Genomic DNA, 18,354 nt, shown 5'->3' on the forward strand with positions numbered 1-18,354 from the left:
TATTCACAAAAATGTACTGAAGGCTGTTATTGGCCTTAATTATCATCAACAGGATGTCGTAAACCATGTCCCAGGTTTCTCGAAGCACTGCGTGGATCCGTGTATTGGCGCTTTCCGTTGCGGCTTTTGTCTTTAATACCACCGAATTTGTTCCTGTCGCATTATTGAGTGATATTGCTGAAAGTTTTGATATGACCGTTGCCCATACAGGGCTGATGATCACCATTTATGCGTGGGTTGTCGCGGTGATGTCGCTGCCATTAATGCTGATGACGGGGAAATTTGAGCGGCGAAAATTACTGGGAATTTTGTTTGTTGTCTTTATTCTCAGCCATATTCTATGCGGGATTGCGTGGAGCTTTGAAGTGCTGATTATCGCGCGTATCGGTATTGCGTTATCTCATGCAGTTTTCTGGTCGATAACGGCATCATTGGCGATCCGCGTCGCGCCTGCGGGTAAAAAAGCGCAAGCTTTGGGCTTGCTCGCCACGGGAACGGCACTGGCGACCGTGTTAGGATTACCGTTAGGGCGAGTGATTGGGCAATGGATGGGCTGGCGAGTGACATTTTTATGTATCGGCGTACTGGCGTTATTAACCTTGATTGCGTTATTGCGATTCTTACCTCGTTTACCGAGCGAACATTCCGGTTCGTTAAAAAGCCTACCAGTTCTGTTTAAACGCCCCGCATTGATGGGTGTCTTTGTGTTAATCACCGTCGTCATTACGGCTCATTTTACCGCGTATAGTTATATTGAACCGTTTGTACGCGATATTGCCTTACAGAGTCAAAATTTTGCCACACTCTTATTATTAATTTTTGGTGGAGCTGGCATTTTTGGTAGCGTCTTGTTTAGCCGCTACAGTAGCCGCTTTACACTCTCATTCTTACCGGTATCGATGGCCTTACTGACACTTTGTTTAGTGTTATTTATGCCATTAAGTGGTGATGTTTGGACGTTGATTGGTACCTGCATATTCTGGGGTATGGCGATTATGTGTATTAGCCTCGGGATCCAAGTGAAAGTGTTGGACTTGGCTCCAGATGCGACCGATGTCGCGATGTCGATTTTCTCTGGATTATTTAATATTGGCATTGGGGCTGGGGCATTATTAGGGAACCAAGTGATTACCCATATGGGAATGACCAATATTGGGTATGTGGGGGCGATTATCAGCCTTTTAGCACTTGCTTGGTGCGTGTTTATCTATACCCGTTATCGCTCAGCTTTTGTAGAAAAACAGCCAACCGCTGCGAATCATTAAGCTAGATTTATTCATTTGGCACTGTGCTAATTAAAGGTTAGTGCGGTGCTTTTTTGTGTGTTAAATTTTTGCCAAATTTTAGGCTAAAAACAGAGAAAGGTGAACAATGAAAGGATTGGGCTTCTTATTAATGTCCATTATTGCGGAAGTGATTGCGACAACAACGTTAAAAGCGTCGGATGGTTTTAGCCGTTTTTGGCCCTCTTTAGTGGTTATTATTGGCTATGCAGTCTCTTTTTGGGGGCTTTCCCAAGTTGTGAAGGTAATGCCGTTGGGTATCGCGTATGCCATTTGGTCAGGATTGGGAATTGTGTTGGTTTCTGTGGCGGCTATCTATATTTATAACCAAAAACTCGATTTACCCGCAATTATTGGTATGCTATTAATTATCATTGGTGTATTGGTCATCAACCTGTTTTCTAAAAGCGGCACCCATTAATGAGATTCAAAATATAGTGGGACTCGAAACAGCGCTGATACTATCGGAGAAAGAGAATGAAAAGGAAAAGTCAGGCGCTGTTAAAAACAGTCGTGGCAATGGGCTCAGCTACCGTGTTATCCATTTTACTTTCAGCGTGCAGTAGCCCTGATAACAGTAAGATGACAAGAGCAGAAACGTCCGGTTCTCAATATGCTCAACAAGTGGTGAATTTGGGCCCAGGTGCGCAAGAAGCATGTACTTCAGCGGGTGGGTTACCTTCACTGAATTTAGAACTCAATGGTGAAAAGACCCCAGTTTGCCAGTTTGCAAATGGGCGTCGTTGTGCCGTTTCGGCAATTCGTAGTGGGGCCTGTATCTAAGTATTTTGGTGAGCTAATGATTTGAATCGCCCATCAAGCACAGTTGATGGGCGAAAAAAGAAAGGTTATTTTTTACTTGGGAAGAAGAGGCTGATCGCAACGATGATGCCAACTAAGATGTAAGCTGCAAAAATACCAACTAACCACTGCGGCATGTCTAACCCTAAGAATGCCCACTGTCTAACCGCACAATCCCCTGTCGCTTCAAACACAGACGGTACCCATTCTTGCAGCGGTAACCAGTCTGGGAAATTGACAAAGAAATCACAGGATGCAAACGGAGACGGGTAAAGTTGCAGCATGGTATGTTCCCATGAAAGGTCTAATCCACGCCAACCCGCATACAGCCAAACCACAATCGCAATCACTTTAACGACGGTGCTTTTCGGTGCAATCGCTCCGATTAAACCTGCCGCAATAATTCCCATCAATGCAACGCGCTCATAGATACACATTACACAAGGTTGCAGTTTCATAATATGTTGGAAATACAGAGCAGCACATTCAAGCATAAAAGCAGTGAATGCCATAAGCAGCCAAGCTGACCGTCCTTGAGAACAGTAATTAAAAAATCTGAACATAATAAATTCCCTTCATTAATAATCGGCTTATTTTGCCTCTATCTGGGTGATAAAAAAAGCAGCAAAATCAGATTAGAATAAGATTAGCTTAGTTTTTACGTTTTATTACAAAAAAAGCCGCATAAATATGCGGCTCAGACCATTTCCAAGCCCATCAGGTTTGGAAATGGCTCTTTTGGGTTGTAATATTGACGAGGAAAATCAATTTATTGATTTTCGCCTGATAACACAAAGAGGGAAAAACCACGCTTTTATCCCTCTTTGTCATCAACCTCAGCCGCATAAATATGCGGCTTTAAATCCTGAATGTGATTAATCAATATTGATCAACGTGGAATAGAAATTAACCCTAAGCTTTCCATCCAATCAGTTAATGGGATAAGCCAGAGCTCAACACCTAGCAGACCAACGATGGTCATCACAACCGTAAATGGTAATGCCATCCACACCATTCGACCGTAAGACAGACGAATCAGCGGAGACAGTGCAGAGGTTAACAGGAATAAGAAGGCGGCTTGTCCATTTGGCGTTGCAACCGACGGCAAGTTTGTTCCGGTGTTAATTGCGACCGCTAAGTGTTGGTACTGCTCAGCTGAAATTAAACCCGCATTCGCGGCTTTCAGCGCTTCGGTAATGTACACGGTGCCGACAAACACGTTATCTGATACCGCAGAGAGCAACCCGTTAAACAGATAGAACAGGGATAGCTGCGATGATTCAGAGGATTGCAGCACATACTGAATAAATGGCGTAAATAGCTGTTGGTCAATGATCACGGCGACAACACTGAAAAAGACCGTCAGTAGGGCAGTAAACGGCAAGGCTTCTTCAAAGGCTTTTCCGAGCGCGTGTTCTTCAGTGATCCCACAGAATGTCGTGGCAAGAATGATTACGGACAGACCAATCAGACCCACTTCAGCAAGGTGAAATGCCAACGCGAGAATTAACCAAATACCGATAAGGCCTTGGACGATAAGCTGTGCTTGCTCTTTCTTGCTGCGCTTAGCACTCATTTTTTTGTCGTGTTCGGTCAATACTTGGCGCACGGTGTCTGGCAATTCAGCCCCGTAGCCAAATACTTTGAACTTTTCAACGAGGAAACAGACCACGAGCCCACATAAGAAAACAGGGATAGTGACTGGCGCCATCCGCAGATAGAAGGTAATAAAATCCCACTCAACATGTTTCGCGATGATCAGGTTTTGTGGTTCACCCACCATAGTCATTACGCCGCCAAGGGCAGTACCGATACCTGCATGCATCATTAAGCTACGTAAGAATGCACGGAACTGTTCCAATGTCTGCTTTTTTTCAACCGTATCAATGAAGGAATCGTTTTGTAGATCCGTATTGCTTGGCTGGCTAGAGGCATATTGGTGGTAAATTGAGTAGAAGCCAATAGAAACGCTAATGACCACAGCAATGACGGTTAAAGCATCTAAAAAAGCGGATAAAAACGCACTTGCTAAGCAAAATGACAACGCTAAAATTCGTTTAGAACGGACGTTTATTAACAGCTTTGTAAACACAAATAACAGAAGTTGCTTCATAAAGTAGATGCCAGCCACCATAAAGATCAGTAACAGAACCACTTCAAGGTTATTACTGATTTCATGAGAAATCTGTGCAGGGGAAGTCATACCAATTAGCACGGCTTCAATGGCTAATAACCCGCCAGGTTGTAATGGGTAGCATTTCAGTGCCATCGCCAAAGTGAAAATGAATTCAATGACGAGTAACCAACCGGCGATAAATGGGTTAACAAAGTAGAAAACAATTGGGTTTATTATTAAGAACAAAATGATAGCAAGTTTGTACCAATCTGGAGAATTTCCCAAAAAATTCTTCAAAAATGCTCTTCTTAAACTAAAATCCATTATGATTTTTAATCCTCTTTAACTGGTGTTGTGTGACAGCGCGTTACATACTACTCTTATCTTTTATAGAATTTAAGCTTATTTGCTAATAGATAATCCATTAATTATATGGGGTTTTTACGATTCACCTGCGGTTTATTGGAAAGCTAACTATCTCAGATTGTGACAATCTGGTATGCTTCCGCGTAGTCCGTCTAAAAATGTTTGGAATAATAAAAATATGGTTATTAAAGCTCAAAGTCCGGCAGGTTTTGCGGAAGAGTACATTATTGAGAGTATTTGGAACAATCGTTTTCCTCCAGGATCTATCTTACCCGCGGAGCGTGAGCTATCTGAATTAATCGGCGTAACCCGTACGACATTACGTGAAGTTTTACAGCGTTTAGCCCGTGATGGGTGGTTAACCATTCAACATGGTAAGCCAACCAAGGTCAATAACTACTGGGAAACGTCAGGATTAAACATTCTGGAAACGTTGGCGAAACTCGATCACGACCGTGTACCTCAGCTAATTGATAATTTATTGGCAGTACGTACTAATATTGCGGCTATTTTTATTCGTACCGCATTTCGTAATGATCCAGAAGCCTCATTAGAAGTGTTATCGGGTAAAGATAAAGTTGAAGATAACTCAGATGCATTTAGTGATTTGGATTACAACATTTTCCGTGGACTGGCCTTTGCGTCCGGTAACCCAATCTATGGTTTGATTATTAATGGATTACGAGGGCTATACACGCGAGTTGGGCGTTATTATTTCTCTAATCCTGAAGCCCGTCGTTTAGCGTTAAGTTTTTACCAACAGCTGAGCAATTTATGCCGTGAGCAAGCCTATGACCGTATTATGGATTGCGTCAGAAACTACGGTAAAGATAGCGGCGTGATCTGGCACAATATGCAAAGTAATATGCCATCTGACCTCGCGAATAATATTTAACACTGCCATTTTCAAACAAAAAGCCAGTGCCTTGCACTGGCTTTTTTTGTTTCCGATTGATTGATTAGTGTAATCATCTACTTAATTTGAATTTATCAATGTTATTATCTAGCGTGGTGAGTTATTCGATATTTAGCTTCTAAATATTGAAATGGAATAATCTTTTGATGAATGAATATAAAACTCTGTTTAACTCATTATTTAATCAGAGTTAATTTTGGGAGTTTATTTTTAATAAGTTGATTTATATATATTAAATTGATTTATTCTCTTTTTGATGGGTAGAATAAAATTTCACTGGATTTAAGAGAACCTAAATTTGATAGAGGATTTAACTTTTTTGTTAAAAATGTTAATTAACTGTATTGGAAAATAAAAACTAGAATATTATGCTAACAGTAATTCCATTTTGTTCTCTTGAGGGGTTCTATGAAAGTTCTCGTTTTAGGTGCTGGCGTTATTGGTGTTACCACTGCGTGGTATCTAGCACAAGAAGGGCATGAAGTTTGCGTCATTGATAGGCAGCTTGATGTGGCTGAAGAAACCAGCGCAGGTAATGCAGGGCAAATTTCTCCGGGATATGCAACCCCATGGGGTGCGCCGGGGATCCCTCTTAAAGCCGTAAAATGGATGTTTGAAAAACATGCCCCTTTAGCGATCAAACCCGATGGTAGTCTGTTCCAATTACGTTGGATGTGGCAAATGTTGAAAAACTGCGACATGCAGCACTACACCATGAATAAAAGCCGCATGGTGCGGATCGCAGAATATAGCCGTGATTGCATTCGCCAACTTAGAGCAGATACCGGCATTGGCTATGAAGGTCGTCAAGGCGGTACGTTACAGTTGTTTAGAACGGCAAAACAGTTTGATAATGCGGCCAATGATATCGCGGTTTTGCAGCAAGAAGGTGTGCCATACGAATTACTGACCTCAGATCAGCTCATTACAGCTGAGCCTGCATTGGCTTTTGTAAAACATAAGCTGACAGGTGGTTTACGCTTACCAAATGATGAAACAGGGGATTGCCAGCAGTTCACCAAAAAACTGGCGAAAATGGCAGAGCAAGTTGGAGTTACATTCCGCTTTGGCTGCCATGTGGAGCAAATTTTAACGGATGGCAAGCGCATCAGCGGTATTAAGGTCGATGGTGAGATTTTGCTGGCGGATCAATATGTCGTTGCCATGGGGTCATATTCCACTCAGATGTTGCAGCAATTGGTGAAGATTCCTGTTTATCCTCTGAAAGGTTACTCATTGACGATGCCAATCATCGATGAATCTCGAGCGCCAGTTTCGACTGTGTTGGATGAAACCTACAAAATAGCTGTAACACGGTTTGACCAACGTATTCGCGTTGGGGGAATGGCAGAAGTGGTTGGTTTTAATCTTGATGTACTGAAAAAACGCTGTGAAACCCTAAAAATGGTGGTGCAAGATCTCTATCAAGGCGGCGGCGATATTAATCAAGCACAGTTTTGGACAGGATTACGTCCAATGACGCCAGACGGAACCCCGATAGTTGGGCCGACAGAATTCAGCAACTTGTATTTGAATACGGGGCATGGAACCTTAGGTTGGACAATGGCTTGCGGCTCTGGCAAATTGTTAGCTGATTTAATTTCAGGGAATACGCCGGACATCGCTGCGGATGATTTATCGGTATTCAGATATACCGATGGTTTTAATACGAAATTAATAAGTACGGGTCACTTATCGCCTGCGCGTTAATTGAGCGACGTAAAAAATCAATAATAAGGAATCGCAATGCCACGCCCAATTCGTGCTGTCATTCATCAACATAATTTAGAACATAATTTAGCAGTGATCCGTCAGAACATCGGTCAAGCGAAGATCTGGTCAGTGATGAAAGCGGATGGTTATGGCCATGGTATTAAACGAATTTGGCGTGGATTAAAAGACTCTGATGGGTTTGCCGTTTTAGATCTCCATGAAGCCATTTTATTGCGAAATGAAGGGTGGAAGGGGCCAATTCTATTATTGGAAGGGTTCTTCCAAGCTGATGATTTAACAGTTATTGACCAGTATCAGTTAACAACCAGCGTACACAGTCGCTGGCAGCTAGCCGCCATTGAGCAAGCCTCACTGAGCAAACCTATTTCTGTGTACATTAAGCTTAATAGTGGAATGAATCGCTTAGGTTTCTCGGTGGATGAGTATGCGGATATTGTCTCTCAACTGAGCCAGATGAAAAATATCGCGAACGTGACGCTAATGAGTCATTTTGCCAATTCAGATTTGGTTGAGGGAACACAAGCGCCGTTAGCAAAAATTCAACAATTTGCTCAGTTATCACTGCCGACCTGCATTGCGAATTCGGGGGCGGTTTTATGGCATAAAAATACCCATTATGATTGGGTTCGGGCTGGAATTGTGCTGTATGGTGCATCTCCGAGCGGCAAATGGGGCGATATTGCTGAATATGGTTTAAAAGCGGCGATGACGCTGCAATCGGAAATTATTGCGGTCCATGATATTGAAGCAGGTCAATCCATTGGCTACGGCAGCAAATTCACGGCAGAAAAACCAATGCGTATCGCGACGGTTGCCTGTGGTTATGGCGATGGATACCCTCGTCATGCGCCAACAGGAACACCAGTATGGTGTCAGGGACAGCGTTGTGCACTGTTGGGGGCAGTTTCTATGGATATGCTCACGATTGATATTAGTGATTGCCCAGAAGCCACTATTGGTTCTAAAGTGGAGCTGTGGGGTGAAAATTTACCTGTTGATGATGTGGCACAGGCGGCAGGCACAATCGGTTACGAATTATTATGTGCACTAGCACGTCGCGTACCTATTGATTTTTAATAAAAAAGTACATCATTCATTCACTTGGCTTATATTCTTGATTGAGAAAGATAGACAATCAAAGTAATTTAGCTTTAAATGTGAACCATCTCATTAACGTGGGTGAAATTTCCCACGTTATTCATTGTTTATTGTTAACTTCATCTGAATAATTTGGGTTTAATTTAAAATGTCTAAAATAATCAAAATGACCACACTTGCCATTGCGTTAAGTGCGGCTTCAACTGCTGCGTTTGCTGGAACTTGGTCTGTTGGTGGCTCTGTATTAGCGCAATCAACACCTTATAAAGGCATCAAAACGAGCGACTATATTACGCCAGTTCCCGTTGTAAATTATGAAAGTGAAAATTTTTACTTCCGCACTTTAGCTGTAGGTTACTACCTGTGGAATGATAAAGTTGACCAGTTGTCTTTAGATGCTTATTACTACCCACATTTCTTTAAGCCAAAAGATAATGATAATGCCGACATGCGTAAGCTGGATCGCCGCCGCGATACCGTAATGGGCGGCTTTACTTACCGTCATAATGCAGACTGGGGTACATTGCGTTTCAATGGCTCTCTCGACATGTTGTGGGAAAGTGAAGGGATGCGCGCGGAAGCCGCTTACCTATACGCATTTAAAGGCGATAGCTGGTCTTTAACCCCAGGTGTCGGTATCAAATGGGATAGTGCGAAACTGAACCGTTATGAATTCGGTGTGACATCCAAAGAATCTGCAAATAGTGGATTAAAACGTTATGAACCAAATTCAAGCTGGACACCGTATGTGGAGTTATCAGCTAATTATCGCATGACAGACAGCTGGTCGCTGTTTGCACTGGGTCGTGTTGATAAACTGTCTAGTGAAGTAAAAGACAGCCCAATGGTCAATAAATCCTATTCAGCGATTATGTGGAGCGGTGTAACTTACACCTTCTAATTTATACGTTGGAATAGAATGAAAAACCCCAAAATGGCTAGGCTGTTTTGGGGTTTTATTTTTGCATTTATTCTTACGATTATTTTACGCGTGGTTATTCTTGCTGTGGCTGCGGTTTATTTTCGCGGCATACCATCACGAGAGAAAGGCGAGAAGGGCTTTGCGCTTCAGATTTCATTGGCATATGAATGCGAGCCGTTTCCACACAAACCATCTGTTTGTAACCATTATTAGGCATATCCTGCATGCTGCACGATAACTCCGCCCAAGGGTTCCAGCACACCACGTCACTATGATGATAGTGATGCAGCTCAATAGTGCGATTCCAGCCATCATCACGCAATAAACTGTATTCTTCTGGCTCGGTATATATGCGGTCAGTGTGCTTATTAAATTTTAGCGGTTCTGAAATATAGGCTTCTCTATCGGCGACTTTATCGATGTAATGCCCACCAAGTCCATAAACGGTGGCTTTCTGGATATCACTGATATTGAAATAGCTGTGTAGTGCAGCGGTGGCCTCGAAGTCACCGTAGCTTTCTAATTCAAGTTCGCAAGTTTCCCCGAGCTTCATACGTAGGATCAGCGTGAACTCATGAGGCCAGAGTTTGCGGGTGTATTCGTTGTCTGTCAGGGTAAAGGTGAGAATGACACCACAATCATGTTCATTATGAGCCGTAAATTGCCAAGGTAAAATACGGGCAAATCCGTGACTAGGGCTATTTACAGGTCCAAACCATGGCCAGCAAATAGGAATACCGCCACGAATGGCAACCCCTTCTTTAAACGCACTTTCTGGACTTAACCAAAGGCAGGGTTTTTGACCTGCGGGTTGCCAGTCAATTAAGTGGGCACCTTGTAGGCTCACGGCACCTCGCACTTTTGGGTGGGAAATGACGATCAGCGGTAAATCGTCAAGTTGACGTTGGGTAATGTAAGGAGAAATTTGTTTGATAACAGGTAAAGCAAAAATTTTATCATGCATTGTCTTGCGCCTGTGGTTGTTGGTCCATCATCACGACCTAAATCAGCGACTATAAATAGAACAGCGCCTATAAATAGGGCAGTAACTAGAAATAACAATATAACAAACTCACGATACTGCAAGTGGCATTGAATGAAGCGGGGGACGCAGCTTGGAGTATATTGAGCTGGGCTTTAATTTTGAATGTATGAAAGATACAAAAGAGCCGCCAAGAGGCGGCTCAGTCACACTGGTTGCTTAACAGCTCTTATTTAGAGATGTGAGCAATCAGGTCTAGAACTTTGTTAGAGTAACCAGTTTCGTTGTCATACCAAGAAACCAGTTTCACAAAGTTGTCGTTCAGAGCGATACCTGCTTTAGCATCGAATACTGAAGTCAGTTTTTCGCCGTTGAAATCGGTAGATACAACGTCGTCTTCAGTGTAACCCAGAACGCCTTTCAGCTCGCCTTCTGCTGCTTCTTTGATAGCGTCACAGATTTGTGCGTAAGTTGCTGGTTTTGCCAGACGTGCAGTCAGGTCAACAACAGAAACGTTAGGAGTTGGAACACGGAAAGACATACCAGTCAGTTTACCGTTCAGCTCAGGAATAACTTTACCTACAGCTTTAGCAGCACCAGTTGAAGATGGGATGATGTTTTGAGAAGCACCACGACCACCACGCCAGTCTTTGTGAGATGGACCATCAACAGTTTTTTGTGTTGCTGTGGTTGCGTGAACAGTGGTCATCAGACCTTCAACGATACCAAATTTGTCGTTGATAACTTTAGCCAGTGGAGCTAAGCAGTTAGTTGTGCAAGATGCGTTAGAAACGATTTCTTGACCTGCGTAAGCTTTGTGGTTAACGCCCATAACGAACATTGGAGTGTCATCTTTAGAAGGACCAGTTAACACAACTTTCTTCGCGCCTGCTTGGATGTGTTTACGAGCAGTCTCGTCAGTCAGGAAGATACCAGTTGCTTCAGCAACAACATCAACACCGACTTCGTTCCATTTCAGGTTTGCAGGATCTTTCTCTGCTGTAACACGGATTTTTTTACCGTTAACAACTAAGTGACCATCTTTAACTTCAACAGTACCGTTGAAACGACCGTGAGTTGAGTCGTATTTCAACATGTATGCCATGTACTCTGCATCGAGCAGGTCGTTGATAGCAACGATTTCGATGTCAGAACGCTCTTGTGCAGCACGGAAAACGATACGGCCGATACGACCAAAACCATTAATACCTACTTTGATAGTCATAGTATTTCCACCAGCTATTTTATTTCGTGAATTAAGATGTACTTAAAGTTACCAAAACCTTGCCAGCCGTCAAGCGGAATCGTGTCAATTATTGAAAAAAATCAATTCTGATACCACTATCTGCATATTTGTCAGTCACTTCAGCAGCAAATACAGCCGCACGTATTATCGGGATTGTTCAGCATAATGAAACCATCCATCAGTGATATATGTGAGGCTCATCACAAATCAAACCGTAAAGTTCTAACCTTAATAGTCTAGAATAGTTTTCCACTGAGCGTTGTTAAGTTTTTGTTGCTTGAAATGGGTGCGAAATCGCTTTAATACGCATCTTTTTGAAAAAGAGTAGGTAATCGATGTCGAATAAAGATAAGCAAGCTGTTGATTTATCAAAGCTTAACCAAGTCCAGCTGTATGTTACACAAGAGGCTGGCACTGAGCCCCCATTTAGTGGCCAATTATTGCATAACCGTAAAGATGGCGTGTATGAATGTCTCTGTTGTGGAACTCCTTTATTCCTTTCTGAGACCAAATTTGATGCGGGCTGCGGATGGCCGAGTTTCTTTCAACCAATTGATGAAAGTTTGATAAAATTTATCGAAGATCTCTCTCATGGAATGCACCGTATAGAAGTGCGCTGTGGTAATTGCAATGCGCATCTTGGACATGTATTTCCTGATGGTCCACAACCAACCGGACAGCGTTACTGCATAAATTCAGCATCGCTAAGTTTTACAGATGACCAAACGGGTGAAAAGACCGCAGGATAGCGTGCTGAAGCTTGCTGAAGTATGAAAATATGTTCAGCAATAACGACTCGGCTGATTATTCAAAATGCCATATATTCATAAAACCATAAAAAATAATTATCTTGATTGCCACTAACTTGATGTGATGAGGCATAACGTGAGCGTAGAAATGGATGCACAACAAATAGACCAATTGCTGTCTGTCATGACCCCAGAAATTTACCAGCGTTTAGTGACGGCAGTGGAGTTAGGTAAATGGCCGGATGGCGTGGCATTAACGCCAGAACAAAAAGAAAATACCTTGCAGATGGTGATGTTATGGCAATCTCGCCATAACCATGATGCGGAGCATATGACGGTCGGTACAGACGGCCAAATTACCATGAAGAGTAAGCAAGAATTAAAAGCGCTTTTTCAAGGAGATAGGCTTGCGACATTGAAACCGCAAGAAAACGACGAATAAGATAGTTAGCCCTGCAAATTAGCAGGGCCAAAATTTGAAACTCATTAGTAGGGTGATGGAACGCTAGAGTGGCAATGTTACTAACTTAGCACCCGCATTCTGCATTTCTGCTAAAGCCTTCAGGCTATCTTCAGGGGCTAAATTAACGCCGCGACACCCATCCGTTAGCACATCGACGCGGTATCCCAGTCTCAGCGCGTCCAGTACAGTAAACTTCACACAATAGTCGGTCGCAATGCCCATAATCATTAAATGGCTGATTTGTTGCTGCTGAAGCCACACATGAAGTTCAGTTTGACTGACTCGGTCATTATCAAAAAAGGCACTGTAGCTATCTACCTGCGGATTTTCACCTTTAGTAAATACCTTTTGAATAGCTTGGCGATGAAGCTCTGGATGGAAATCAGCACCATGGGAGCCTTGTACACAGTGAACCGGCCACCAAACCTGTGGCAATCCATTCAGTTCGCCAAGGGTGCCAACAGGCTGGTTAGAATTGACGGCAAAACTGAGGTGGTTTTCTGGATGCCAATCTTGGCTGGCGATCACCGTAATACCCTGTTTTTGGCATTGCTTAATAACGTGGTTTGCGGTTTTAATAACCTGTTCGCTTTGTTTTACAGCGAGAGCACCACCAGTACAAAAATCATTTTGTAAGTCGACTAACAGTAATGCTGATTTCATCATTCTTCTCAGTAGGTTATGGCTTATTCATCGGCGTAGCTTAATTCACCACGTAGATTATTTTGCATTAATTCTCGAATAAGCTCAGAGGTATAATCTTGGCTTAGTAAGTAATGTAATTTACTCAATGCGGCTTCAAAAGTCATATCAAAACCACTGATCACTCCAGATTCTGCTAATGCGTGTCCGGTGGCGTAACCTTCCATATTTACCCGCCCAGAAATACATTGGGTAAGGTTGACGACAATAATGCCGCGAGAAGTTGCTTCACGAAGAATACGCAGAAGTTCCGGTTGCTGAGGGGCATTTCCTACACCGTAAGAGCGCAAGATTAGCGCTTTAACCGGTTGCTGAAGAATATTTCGTACGATTTCAATCGATAACCCCGGGTAGAGCGTGACAACTCCAATAGGCTGCGGGGTAATGCGATGGGTTTTTAATTCGCCAACGCCAATCGGTGCTGGGCAGGCATTGAATGTACGGATATGAATACCGGCTTCCATCAGTGGGGAACAGTTTGGCGAGGTGAAAGCTTCAAAACCATCCGCATGAGCTTTCACAGTGCGGTTACCGCGATACAGTTTATTATTGAAGAATAACCCCACTTCATTGATCGGGTAGTTTGCCGCTAAATAGAGTGCATTAAGCAGGTTGGTTTGCCCATCGGAACGTAGGGCTTCCAGTGGAATCTGTGACCCTGTCACAATAATCGGCTTCTTCAAGTTTTCAAACATAAAGGAGAGTGCAGAAGCCGTAAATGCCATGGTGTCAGTGCCATGCAGGATCACAAAACCATCATATTTATCGTAATTTTCACTGATGTCATCGGCAATATTTTGCCAATCTTCCGGTGTAATGTCAGAAGAGTCGATTAAAGGCTGGTGTTCACGGATCGTAAATGTTGGCATTTCAGGGCGATGAAACTCAGGCATTTGGGCTAATTGTGCCTGTAGGTGACCAGAAACAGGAATATAGCCTTGAGGAGAATGGCGCATGCCGATGGTGCCACCCGTATAAACGACATAAATCGATTTCTTCTGCATTTTGTTACCTAACGATGACAGATAAAGTTCTGTATGAATAAGAAATTCTGTGTGTGAATAATTTGGATTATAAGGATTTTGGCTTATTTACTGGAGATAATCTATGGATAAAACAAGATATTGCAGATTGTTGTGATGGAAACTTCAGTTTACGCCAGCGTCATCCACCGCGAATGGCAGCCCCCTCTAAGGTTGCCTTGAGAGGGGAGCCATGGGTGAAAATGAATAATTAGTTAATTTCTGCGCAGTTTAAGCAAAATGCGTAACGATTTTGTGGATCGTTCATTTTTAAGAAGAACTGAGCTTGGCGGCGAATATCAGTAGCGACCGCTGGTGGTAGGAATGTTTGCAATGCATCAGGCATCATGACTTGAACGTTGCTAGTCAATTCAAGGATCAACTGATCCATAAAGGACAGTTCAGGTTGCATCCAATCCAGCTCGACAGATTTTACTTTCGCTAATTCGGCGGCTTTTGCGACGGCATCATCGAAATCACCGAGTTCATCGACTAAACCAATTTTTAGCGCATCCTTACCAATCCACACGCGACCTTGGGCAATCTTATCGATTTCTTCCGGTGTTTTATGGCGAGATTGAGCGACTAAGCCAATAAAGGTTTGGTAGCCATTTTCGATGGTGATTTGCATCATATCGGAAAATTGTGGGCTAATCCCTTTAGTGACAGAAACGCCTGCTAATGGGGACGTCGAAACACCGTCAGTATAAACGCCGATAGATTCTAATGAGCTTTCAAAGGTATTGATCACACCGAAAATACCGATAGAGCCGGTTAAAGTGCTTGGGCTAGCAATGATGTAGTCAGCTGGCGTTGAGATCCAGTAACCGCCTGATGCGGCCATGCCACCCATGGATACGACGACCGGTTTCTTCGCGGTACGCGCAGCGGCTAATTCACTGCGGATCAGGTCAGAAGCACTGACACTTCCCCCTGGGCTATTAACACGTAATACGATGGCTTTAATGTTTTCATTTAAGCGCGCATCACGGATTTGAGCTGCTAGGGTTTCGCCACCAGCAATACCGGGAGTTTGTGGACCATCCATGATGGCACCTTGAACGACAATAACCGCAATATTACCGTCGCTGTTGCTGGTATCGGCAATTTTAGTGGAGTAATCATAGATGCTAATGCCATTGAATGTTTTATCTTCTTTATTCCAACCAAACTGATTAGAGAACACATTTTCGGCTTGCTCACGAGTGTAAATCTTATCCACTAATTTTTGCTGCAAAGCATACTGCGCAGTATCACCCTTGGCGGCGCGAAGTTGTGCAATGAGCTTATCTGCTCCCGGGAAGATTTGTTCAGCTTTAGATTGGCGATTCTCCGCGATAGATCCTAAATAATTATCCCATAAGGTATTTAACCAGAGCAGGTTAGCCTCACGGGCTTCAGGTGACATATTATCGCGCATCATTGGTTCAACTGCAGATTTGTAGGTACCAACGCGGAAAATATGGGTGCTTACCTTGAGTTTTTCTAATAAAGATTTGTAATACAGGGTATCCGTTGAGAAACCGTAAATACCGACGGCGCCATGGGGGGCGAGATAAATTTCATCCGCGAAGCTCGCTAAATAATATTGAGCTTGTGTATAGCTATCGCCCATTGCATAGACTGATTTTCCAGAGGCTTTAAACTCTTCAATCGCTTTACCGATGTATGCCATGGAGGGTTGATCGGCACCAACCAGATTATCTAAACGTAGTATTAGACCTGTAATGCGGTCATCGTCAGCGGCTGTACGAATGGTATCGACGATATCGAATAGCGAGTTTTCCTGCATTAAGTTGTTCGAGGTACCCAGCAATTCGCGGCTCATGCGTCCGAAAGGATCCGGGGAAGAGACCTGGTCGACAACAACCCCTTGTAGATCAACAACCAGTGCACCAAAATAGTTTTTTTCTGGCTCGCTGTCGGATTGCAAGAGAGAATAACCGCCGATCACTAAAAATAGCAACACGAAGAAAATTGCGTTGAAAACAAATTGTCGAATGAAATTAATGACTCGCCAGCTAAACTTAAAGACGGTGGCGAAAATATCCCAGAGTTGTCGCATTTTTTCTCCAGTGTGAGGATATCAATCAAGTTGGCGGCATAAGATGACGCGCGAATGATTTAGAATATCATCTATTTGACAGATGATTAATAGATAGATTAATCAATAGATTTAATCCTATACAGTATCAAACGATGACAGATACCAAATAATGTAATACAGGATTATTCATAACAAAACCATTGTGAGCGTTGTACAATAGCCCGATGGTATTTCTATTTTGCTGAGCACTACATCAGCTTACTCTTAATCGGAGATCAATATGGATGCATTAACCCTTTTGTTGAACCGCCGTTCAGCTTCACGCTTAACCACTCCAGCGCCGCAAGGCGAACAACTCGACAATATTCTTGCCGCAGGAATGAGAGCGCCAGACCACGGGGCATTGAAGCCATGGCACTTTGTTGTCATGCAAGGAGATGGTATCGCTCGCTTCAGCCAACTGCTTGAAAAAGCGGCTGTAGAAGGCAAGTTAGGCGCGGAAGTTGAAGAAAAAGCGCGTAATGCACCATTTCGTGCGCCGCTCATCATTACCGTGATTGCGAAAGTGAAAGATCATCCCAAAGTGCCACAGTGGGAACAAATTGTTGCCGCAAGCTGCACCGTACAAGCGATGCAAATGGCCGCATTAGCACAAGGTTTTGGCGGTATTTGGCGTTCAGGTTCATGGACGGAAGACGCTATCGTGCGTGACGGTTTAGGTTGTGAAGAAAATGACCATATTGTCGGTTTCCTTTATATAGGCACCCCAGAATTAAAAGCACCTGCAAAAGCTCAACAACCTGATATGACAGGCTTTGTGTCCTATTTTTAAATAGATAGCGAATTTCTAAAGAGACAGACAATGACAGAAAAAATTAGACTGACCCAATATAGCCATGGTGCTGGTTGCGGATGCAAAATCGCACCAAAAGTGTTAGAGCAAATCTTACATACGGAACAAGCTAAATTTCATGATCCTCACTTATTAGTGGGCAATGAAACCAAAGATGATGCCGCAGTTTATGATTTAGGTAATGGCATCGGCATTATCAGTACAACTGACTTCTTTATGCCTATCGTGGATAACCCATTTGAATTCGGACGTATTGCTGCAACGAACGCTATCAGCGATATTTTTGCGATGGGCGGTAAGCCAATTATGGCGATTGCGATCCTTGGCTGGCCGATTGCTAAATTGCCACCAGAAGTGGCTCGCGAAGTGATTGAAGGCGGACGTGCTGCTTGTGCGGATGCAGGAATTTCACTGGCAGGCGGTCACTCTATCGACTCACCAGAACCTATCTTTGGTTTAGCGGTGACTGGGGTCGTGAACACAGATTATGTGAAGAAAAACAGTGCTGCGAGTGCAGATTGCGAACTGTTCCTAACCAAACCGTTGGGTATTGGTGTGCTAACCACGGCTGAGAAAAAAGGCGTGTTAGCACCAGAACATGCGCACCTGGCTGCTGAAACTATGTGCCAAATGAACAAGTTCGGTGCGGTTGTTGCACCTTTAGACGGCGTGACGGCGATGACGGACGTAACGGGCTTTGGTTTGCTTGGTCATTTAAGTGAGATCTGTGAAGGCTCCGGTGTTCGTGCTCAGATTTCCTTTAGCAAAGTGCCAAAACTTGCTGATGTGGAAAAATACATTGAAGCGGGTTGTGTGCCGGGTGGAACTCAGCGCAACTTTGATAGCTACGGTCATTTAATTGGACCAATGAGCGATATGCAGCGCCAATTATTGTGTGACCCACAAACGTCAGGCGGGCTTCTCATCGCGATTAAACCATCGGAAGTCGCTAAAATTAAAGAGATTGCACAGCAGCAAGGTGTTTTGTTACAGTCTGTCGGTACCTTATTACCTGCACAAAGCGGTGTGCCTTTAATTGAAGTGATCGACTAAT

General features: G+C 43.4%; 18 protein-coding genes and 1 pseudogene. 12 read left to right on the forward strand and 7 right to left on the reverse strand.

The window, feature by feature from the left end:
• Nucleotides 1-65: 65 nt before the first annotated feature.
• The 3 genes from GKR74_RS11650 (at nucleotide 66) to GKR74_RS11660 (ending at nucleotide 2,066) form a co-directional block, all read left to right on the forward strand.
• A complete protein-coding gene (locus GKR74_RS11650) occupies nucleotides 66-1,265 on the forward strand; it encodes a sugar transporter (RefSeq protein ID WP_154603689.1) in 1,200 nt (399 codons plus the stop codon).
• Between the two features lie 106 nt (nucleotides 1,266-1,371).
• A complete protein-coding gene (locus GKR74_RS11655) occupies nucleotides 1,372-1,704 on the forward strand; it encodes a DMT family transporter (protein WP_154603690.1) in 333 nt (110 codons plus the stop codon).
• A gap of 56 nt (nucleotides 1,705-1,760) precedes the next feature.
• Nucleotides 1,761-2,066: a DUF333 domain-containing protein gene (locus tag GKR74_RS11660; protein ID WP_154603691.1), complete on the forward strand. Its 306-nt coding sequence runs from the start codon at nucleotides 1,761-1,763 to the stop codon at nucleotides 2,064-2,066.
• Between the two features lie 65 nt (nucleotides 2,067-2,131).
• Here the strand turns inward: GKR74_RS11660 and dsbB are convergent, their stop codons facing one another.
• Nucleotides 2,132-2,647 (reverse strand): disulfide bond formation protein DsbB, encoded by a 516-nt coding sequence (gene dsbB / locus GKR74_RS11665; protein ID WP_036954894.1) that lies wholly within the window; start codon nucleotides 2,645-2,647, stop codon nucleotides 2,132-2,134.
• A gap of 166 nt (nucleotides 2,648-2,813) precedes the next feature.
• On the opposite strand from dsbB, the gene GKR74_RS18195 reads away from it, so the two are divergent.
• Nucleotides 2,814-2,963, forward strand: a complete 150-nt coding sequence (locus GKR74_RS18195) for a hypothetical protein (protein WP_195848767.1) — start codon at nucleotides 2,814-2,816, stop codon at nucleotides 2,961-2,963.
• A 16-nt stretch (nucleotides 2,964-2,979) separates the two neighbouring features.
• Here GKR74_RS18195 and nhaB read toward each other — a convergent pair.
• Nucleotides 2,980-4,524: pseudogene (gene nhaB, locus GKR74_RS11670) on the reverse strand (sodium/proton antiporter NhaB); the annotation flags it as partial.
• Nucleotides 4,525-4,744: 220 nt separating this feature from the next.
• Here nhaB and fadR point away from each other — a divergent pair.
• From fadR to GKR74_RS11690, 4 genes are all read left to right on the forward strand, one after another.
• Nucleotides 4,745-5,461 (forward strand): fatty acid metabolism transcriptional regulator FadR, encoded by a 717-nt coding sequence (gene fadR / locus GKR74_RS11675; protein WP_036956460.1) that lies wholly within the window; start codon nucleotides 4,745-4,747, stop codon nucleotides 5,459-5,461.
• Nucleotides 5,462-5,890: 429 nt separating this feature from the next.
• Nucleotides 5,891-7,192, forward strand: a complete 1,302-nt coding sequence (locus tag GKR74_RS11680; protein WP_154603692.1) for a D-amino acid dehydrogenase — start codon at nucleotides 5,891-5,893, stop codon at nucleotides 7,190-7,192.
• Between the two features lie 36 nt (nucleotides 7,193-7,228).
• Entirely contained in the window at nucleotides 7,229-8,293 is a 1,065-nt protein-coding gene (alr, locus tag GKR74_RS11685) for an alanine racemase (protein WP_154603693.1), read from the forward strand.
• A gap of 169 nt (nucleotides 8,294-8,462) precedes the next feature.
• Entirely contained in the window at nucleotides 8,463-9,215 is a 753-nt protein-coding gene (locus GKR74_RS11690) for a MipA/OmpV family protein (RefSeq protein WP_154603694.1), read from the forward strand.
• A 94-nt stretch (nucleotides 9,216-9,309) separates the two neighbouring features.
• Here GKR74_RS11690 and GKR74_RS11695 read toward each other — a convergent pair whose 3' ends face one another.
• Both GKR74_RS11695 and gapA read right to left on the reverse strand, forming a co-directional pair.
• Nucleotides 9,310-10,200, reverse strand: coding sequence for a D-hexose-6-phosphate mutarotase (locus GKR74_RS11695; protein WP_154603695.1), 891 nt, complete (start codon nucleotides 10,198-10,200; stop codon nucleotides 9,310-9,312).
• A 247-nt stretch (nucleotides 10,201-10,447) separates the two neighbouring features.
• Nucleotides 10,448-11,443 carry a glyceraldehyde-3-phosphate dehydrogenase gene (gapA, locus tag GKR74_RS11700; protein WP_006658762.1) on the reverse strand — a complete coding sequence of 332 codons (996 nt, stop codon included), beginning with the start codon at nucleotides 11,441-11,443 and terminating at the stop codon, nucleotides 10,448-10,450.
• A gap of 356 nt (nucleotides 11,444-11,799) precedes the next feature.
• Here gapA and msrB point away from each other — a divergent pair, with 356 nt between their 5' ends.
• Together msrB and GKR74_RS11710 are read left to right on the forward strand one after the other, a co-directional pair.
• Nucleotides 11,800-12,213: a peptide-methionine (R)-S-oxide reductase MsrB gene (gene msrB / locus GKR74_RS11705; protein WP_154603696.1), complete on the forward strand. Its 414-nt coding sequence runs from the start codon at nucleotides 11,800-11,802 to the stop codon at nucleotides 12,211-12,213.
• A 148-nt stretch (nucleotides 12,214-12,361) separates the two neighbouring features.
• Nucleotides 12,362-12,655, forward strand: coding sequence for a YeaC family protein (locus GKR74_RS11710; RefSeq protein WP_181478744.1), 294 nt, complete (start codon nucleotides 12,362-12,364; stop codon nucleotides 12,653-12,655).
• Between the two features lie 63 nt (nucleotides 12,656-12,718).
• Here the strand turns inward: GKR74_RS11710 and pncA are convergent, their stop codons facing one another.
• The 3 genes from pncA to sppA form a co-directional block, all read right to left on the reverse strand.
• Nucleotides 12,719-13,339 carry a bifunctional nicotinamidase/pyrazinamidase gene (gene pncA, locus GKR74_RS11715; RefSeq protein ID WP_154604400.1) on the reverse strand — a complete coding sequence of 207 codons (621 nt, stop codon included), beginning with the start codon at nucleotides 13,337-13,339 and terminating at the stop codon, nucleotides 12,719-12,721.
• A 23-nt stretch (nucleotides 13,340-13,362) separates the two neighbouring features.
• A complete protein-coding gene (gene ansA / locus GKR74_RS11720; protein WP_154603699.1) occupies nucleotides 13,363-14,382 on the reverse strand; it encodes an asparaginase in 1,020 nt (339 codons plus the stop codon).
• A gap of 229 nt (nucleotides 14,383-14,611) precedes the next feature.
• A complete protein-coding gene (gene sppA, locus GKR74_RS11725) occupies nucleotides 14,612-16,465 on the reverse strand; it encodes a signal peptide peptidase SppA (protein ID WP_154603700.1) in 1,854 nt (617 codons plus the stop codon).
• A gap of 262 nt (nucleotides 16,466-16,727) precedes the next feature.
• On the opposite strand from sppA, the gene GKR74_RS11730 reads away from it, so the two are divergent.
• Together GKR74_RS11730 and selD are read left to right on the forward strand one after the other, a co-directional pair.
• Complete coding sequence (locus tag GKR74_RS11730; RefSeq protein WP_154603702.1) at nucleotides 16,728-17,279, forward strand: NAD(P)H nitroreductase; 552 nt, start codon at nucleotides 16,728-16,730, stop codon at nucleotides 17,277-17,279.
• A gap of 30 nt (nucleotides 17,280-17,309) precedes the next feature.
• Nucleotides 17,310-18,353 carry a selenide, water dikinase SelD gene (gene selD / locus GKR74_RS11735; protein ID WP_154603703.1) on the forward strand — a complete coding sequence of 348 codons (1,044 nt, stop codon included), beginning with the start codon at nucleotides 17,310-17,312 and terminating at the stop codon, nucleotides 18,351-18,353.
• The last annotated feature ends 1 nt before the right edge of the window (nucleotide 18,354 follow it).

It is taken from the genome of Providencia sp. wls1914 (genome assembly GCF_009706645.1).
Taxonomy (GTDB): Bacteria; Pseudomonadota; Gammaproteobacteria; order Enterobacterales; family Enterobacteriaceae; genus Providencia; species Providencia zhijiangensis.

Coding starts and splice junctions, on each gene's coding strand:
- ansA (WP_154603699.1), bottom strand. CDS start 14,382: ATGCAGAAGAAATCGATTTATGTCGTTTATACGGGTGGCACCATCGGC.
- alr (WP_154603693.1), top strand. CDS start 7,229: ATGCCACGCCCAATTCGTGCTGTCATTCATCAACATAATTTAGAACAT.
- GKR74_RS11655 (WP_154603690.1), top strand. CDS start 1,372: ATGAAAGGATTGGGCTTCTTATTAATGTCCATTATTGCGGAAGTGATT.
- dsbB (WP_036954894.1), bottom strand. CDS start 2,647: ATGTTCAGATTTTTTAATTACTGTTCTCAAGGACGGTCAGCTTGGCTG.
- msrB (WP_154603696.1), top strand. CDS start 11,800: ATGTCGAATAAAGATAAGCAAGCTGTTGATTTATCAAAGCTTAACCAA.
- GKR74_RS11680 (WP_154603692.1), top strand. CDS start 5,891: ATGAAAGTTCTCGTTTTAGGTGCTGGCGTTATTGGTGTTACCACTGCG.
- GKR74_RS18195 (WP_195848767.1), top strand. CDS start 2,814: ATGGCTCTTTTGGGTTGTAATATTGACGAGGAAAATCAATTTATTGAT.
- GKR74_RS11650 (WP_154603689.1), top strand. CDS start 66: ATGTCCCAGGTTTCTCGAAGCACTGCGTGGATCCGTGTATTGGCGCTT.
- pncA (WP_154604400.1), bottom strand. CDS start 13,339: ATGAAATCAGCATTACTGTTAGTCGACTTACAAAATGATTTTTGTACT.
- gapA (WP_006658762.1), bottom strand. CDS start 11,443: ATGACTATCAAAGTAGGTATTAATGGTTTTGGTCGTATCGGCCGTATC.
- GKR74_RS11660 (WP_154603691.1), top strand. CDS start 1,761: ATGAAAAGGAAAAGTCAGGCGCTGTTAAAAACAGTCGTGGCAATGGGC.
- fadR (WP_036956460.1), top strand. CDS start 4,745: ATGGTTATTAAAGCTCAAAGTCCGGCAGGTTTTGCGGAAGAGTACATT.
- GKR74_RS11690 (WP_154603694.1), top strand. CDS start 8,463: ATGTCTAAAATAATCAAAATGACCACACTTGCCATTGCGTTAAGTGCG.
- GKR74_RS11695 (WP_154603695.1), bottom strand. CDS start 10,200: ATGCATGATAAAATTTTTGCTTTACCTGTTATCAAACAAATTTCTCCT.
- GKR74_RS11730 (WP_154603702.1), top strand. CDS start 16,728: ATGGATGCATTAACCCTTTTGTTGAACCGCCGTTCAGCTTCACGCTTA.
- GKR74_RS11710 (WP_181478744.1), top strand. CDS start 12,362: ATGGATGCACAACAAATAGACCAATTGCTGTCTGTCATGACCCCAGAA.
- selD (WP_154603703.1), top strand. CDS start 17,310: ATGACAGAAAAAATTAGACTGACCCAATATAGCCATGGTGCTGGTTGC.
- sppA (WP_154603700.1), bottom strand. CDS start 16,465: ATGCGACAACTCTGGGATATTTTCGCCACCGTCTTTAAGTTTAGCTGG.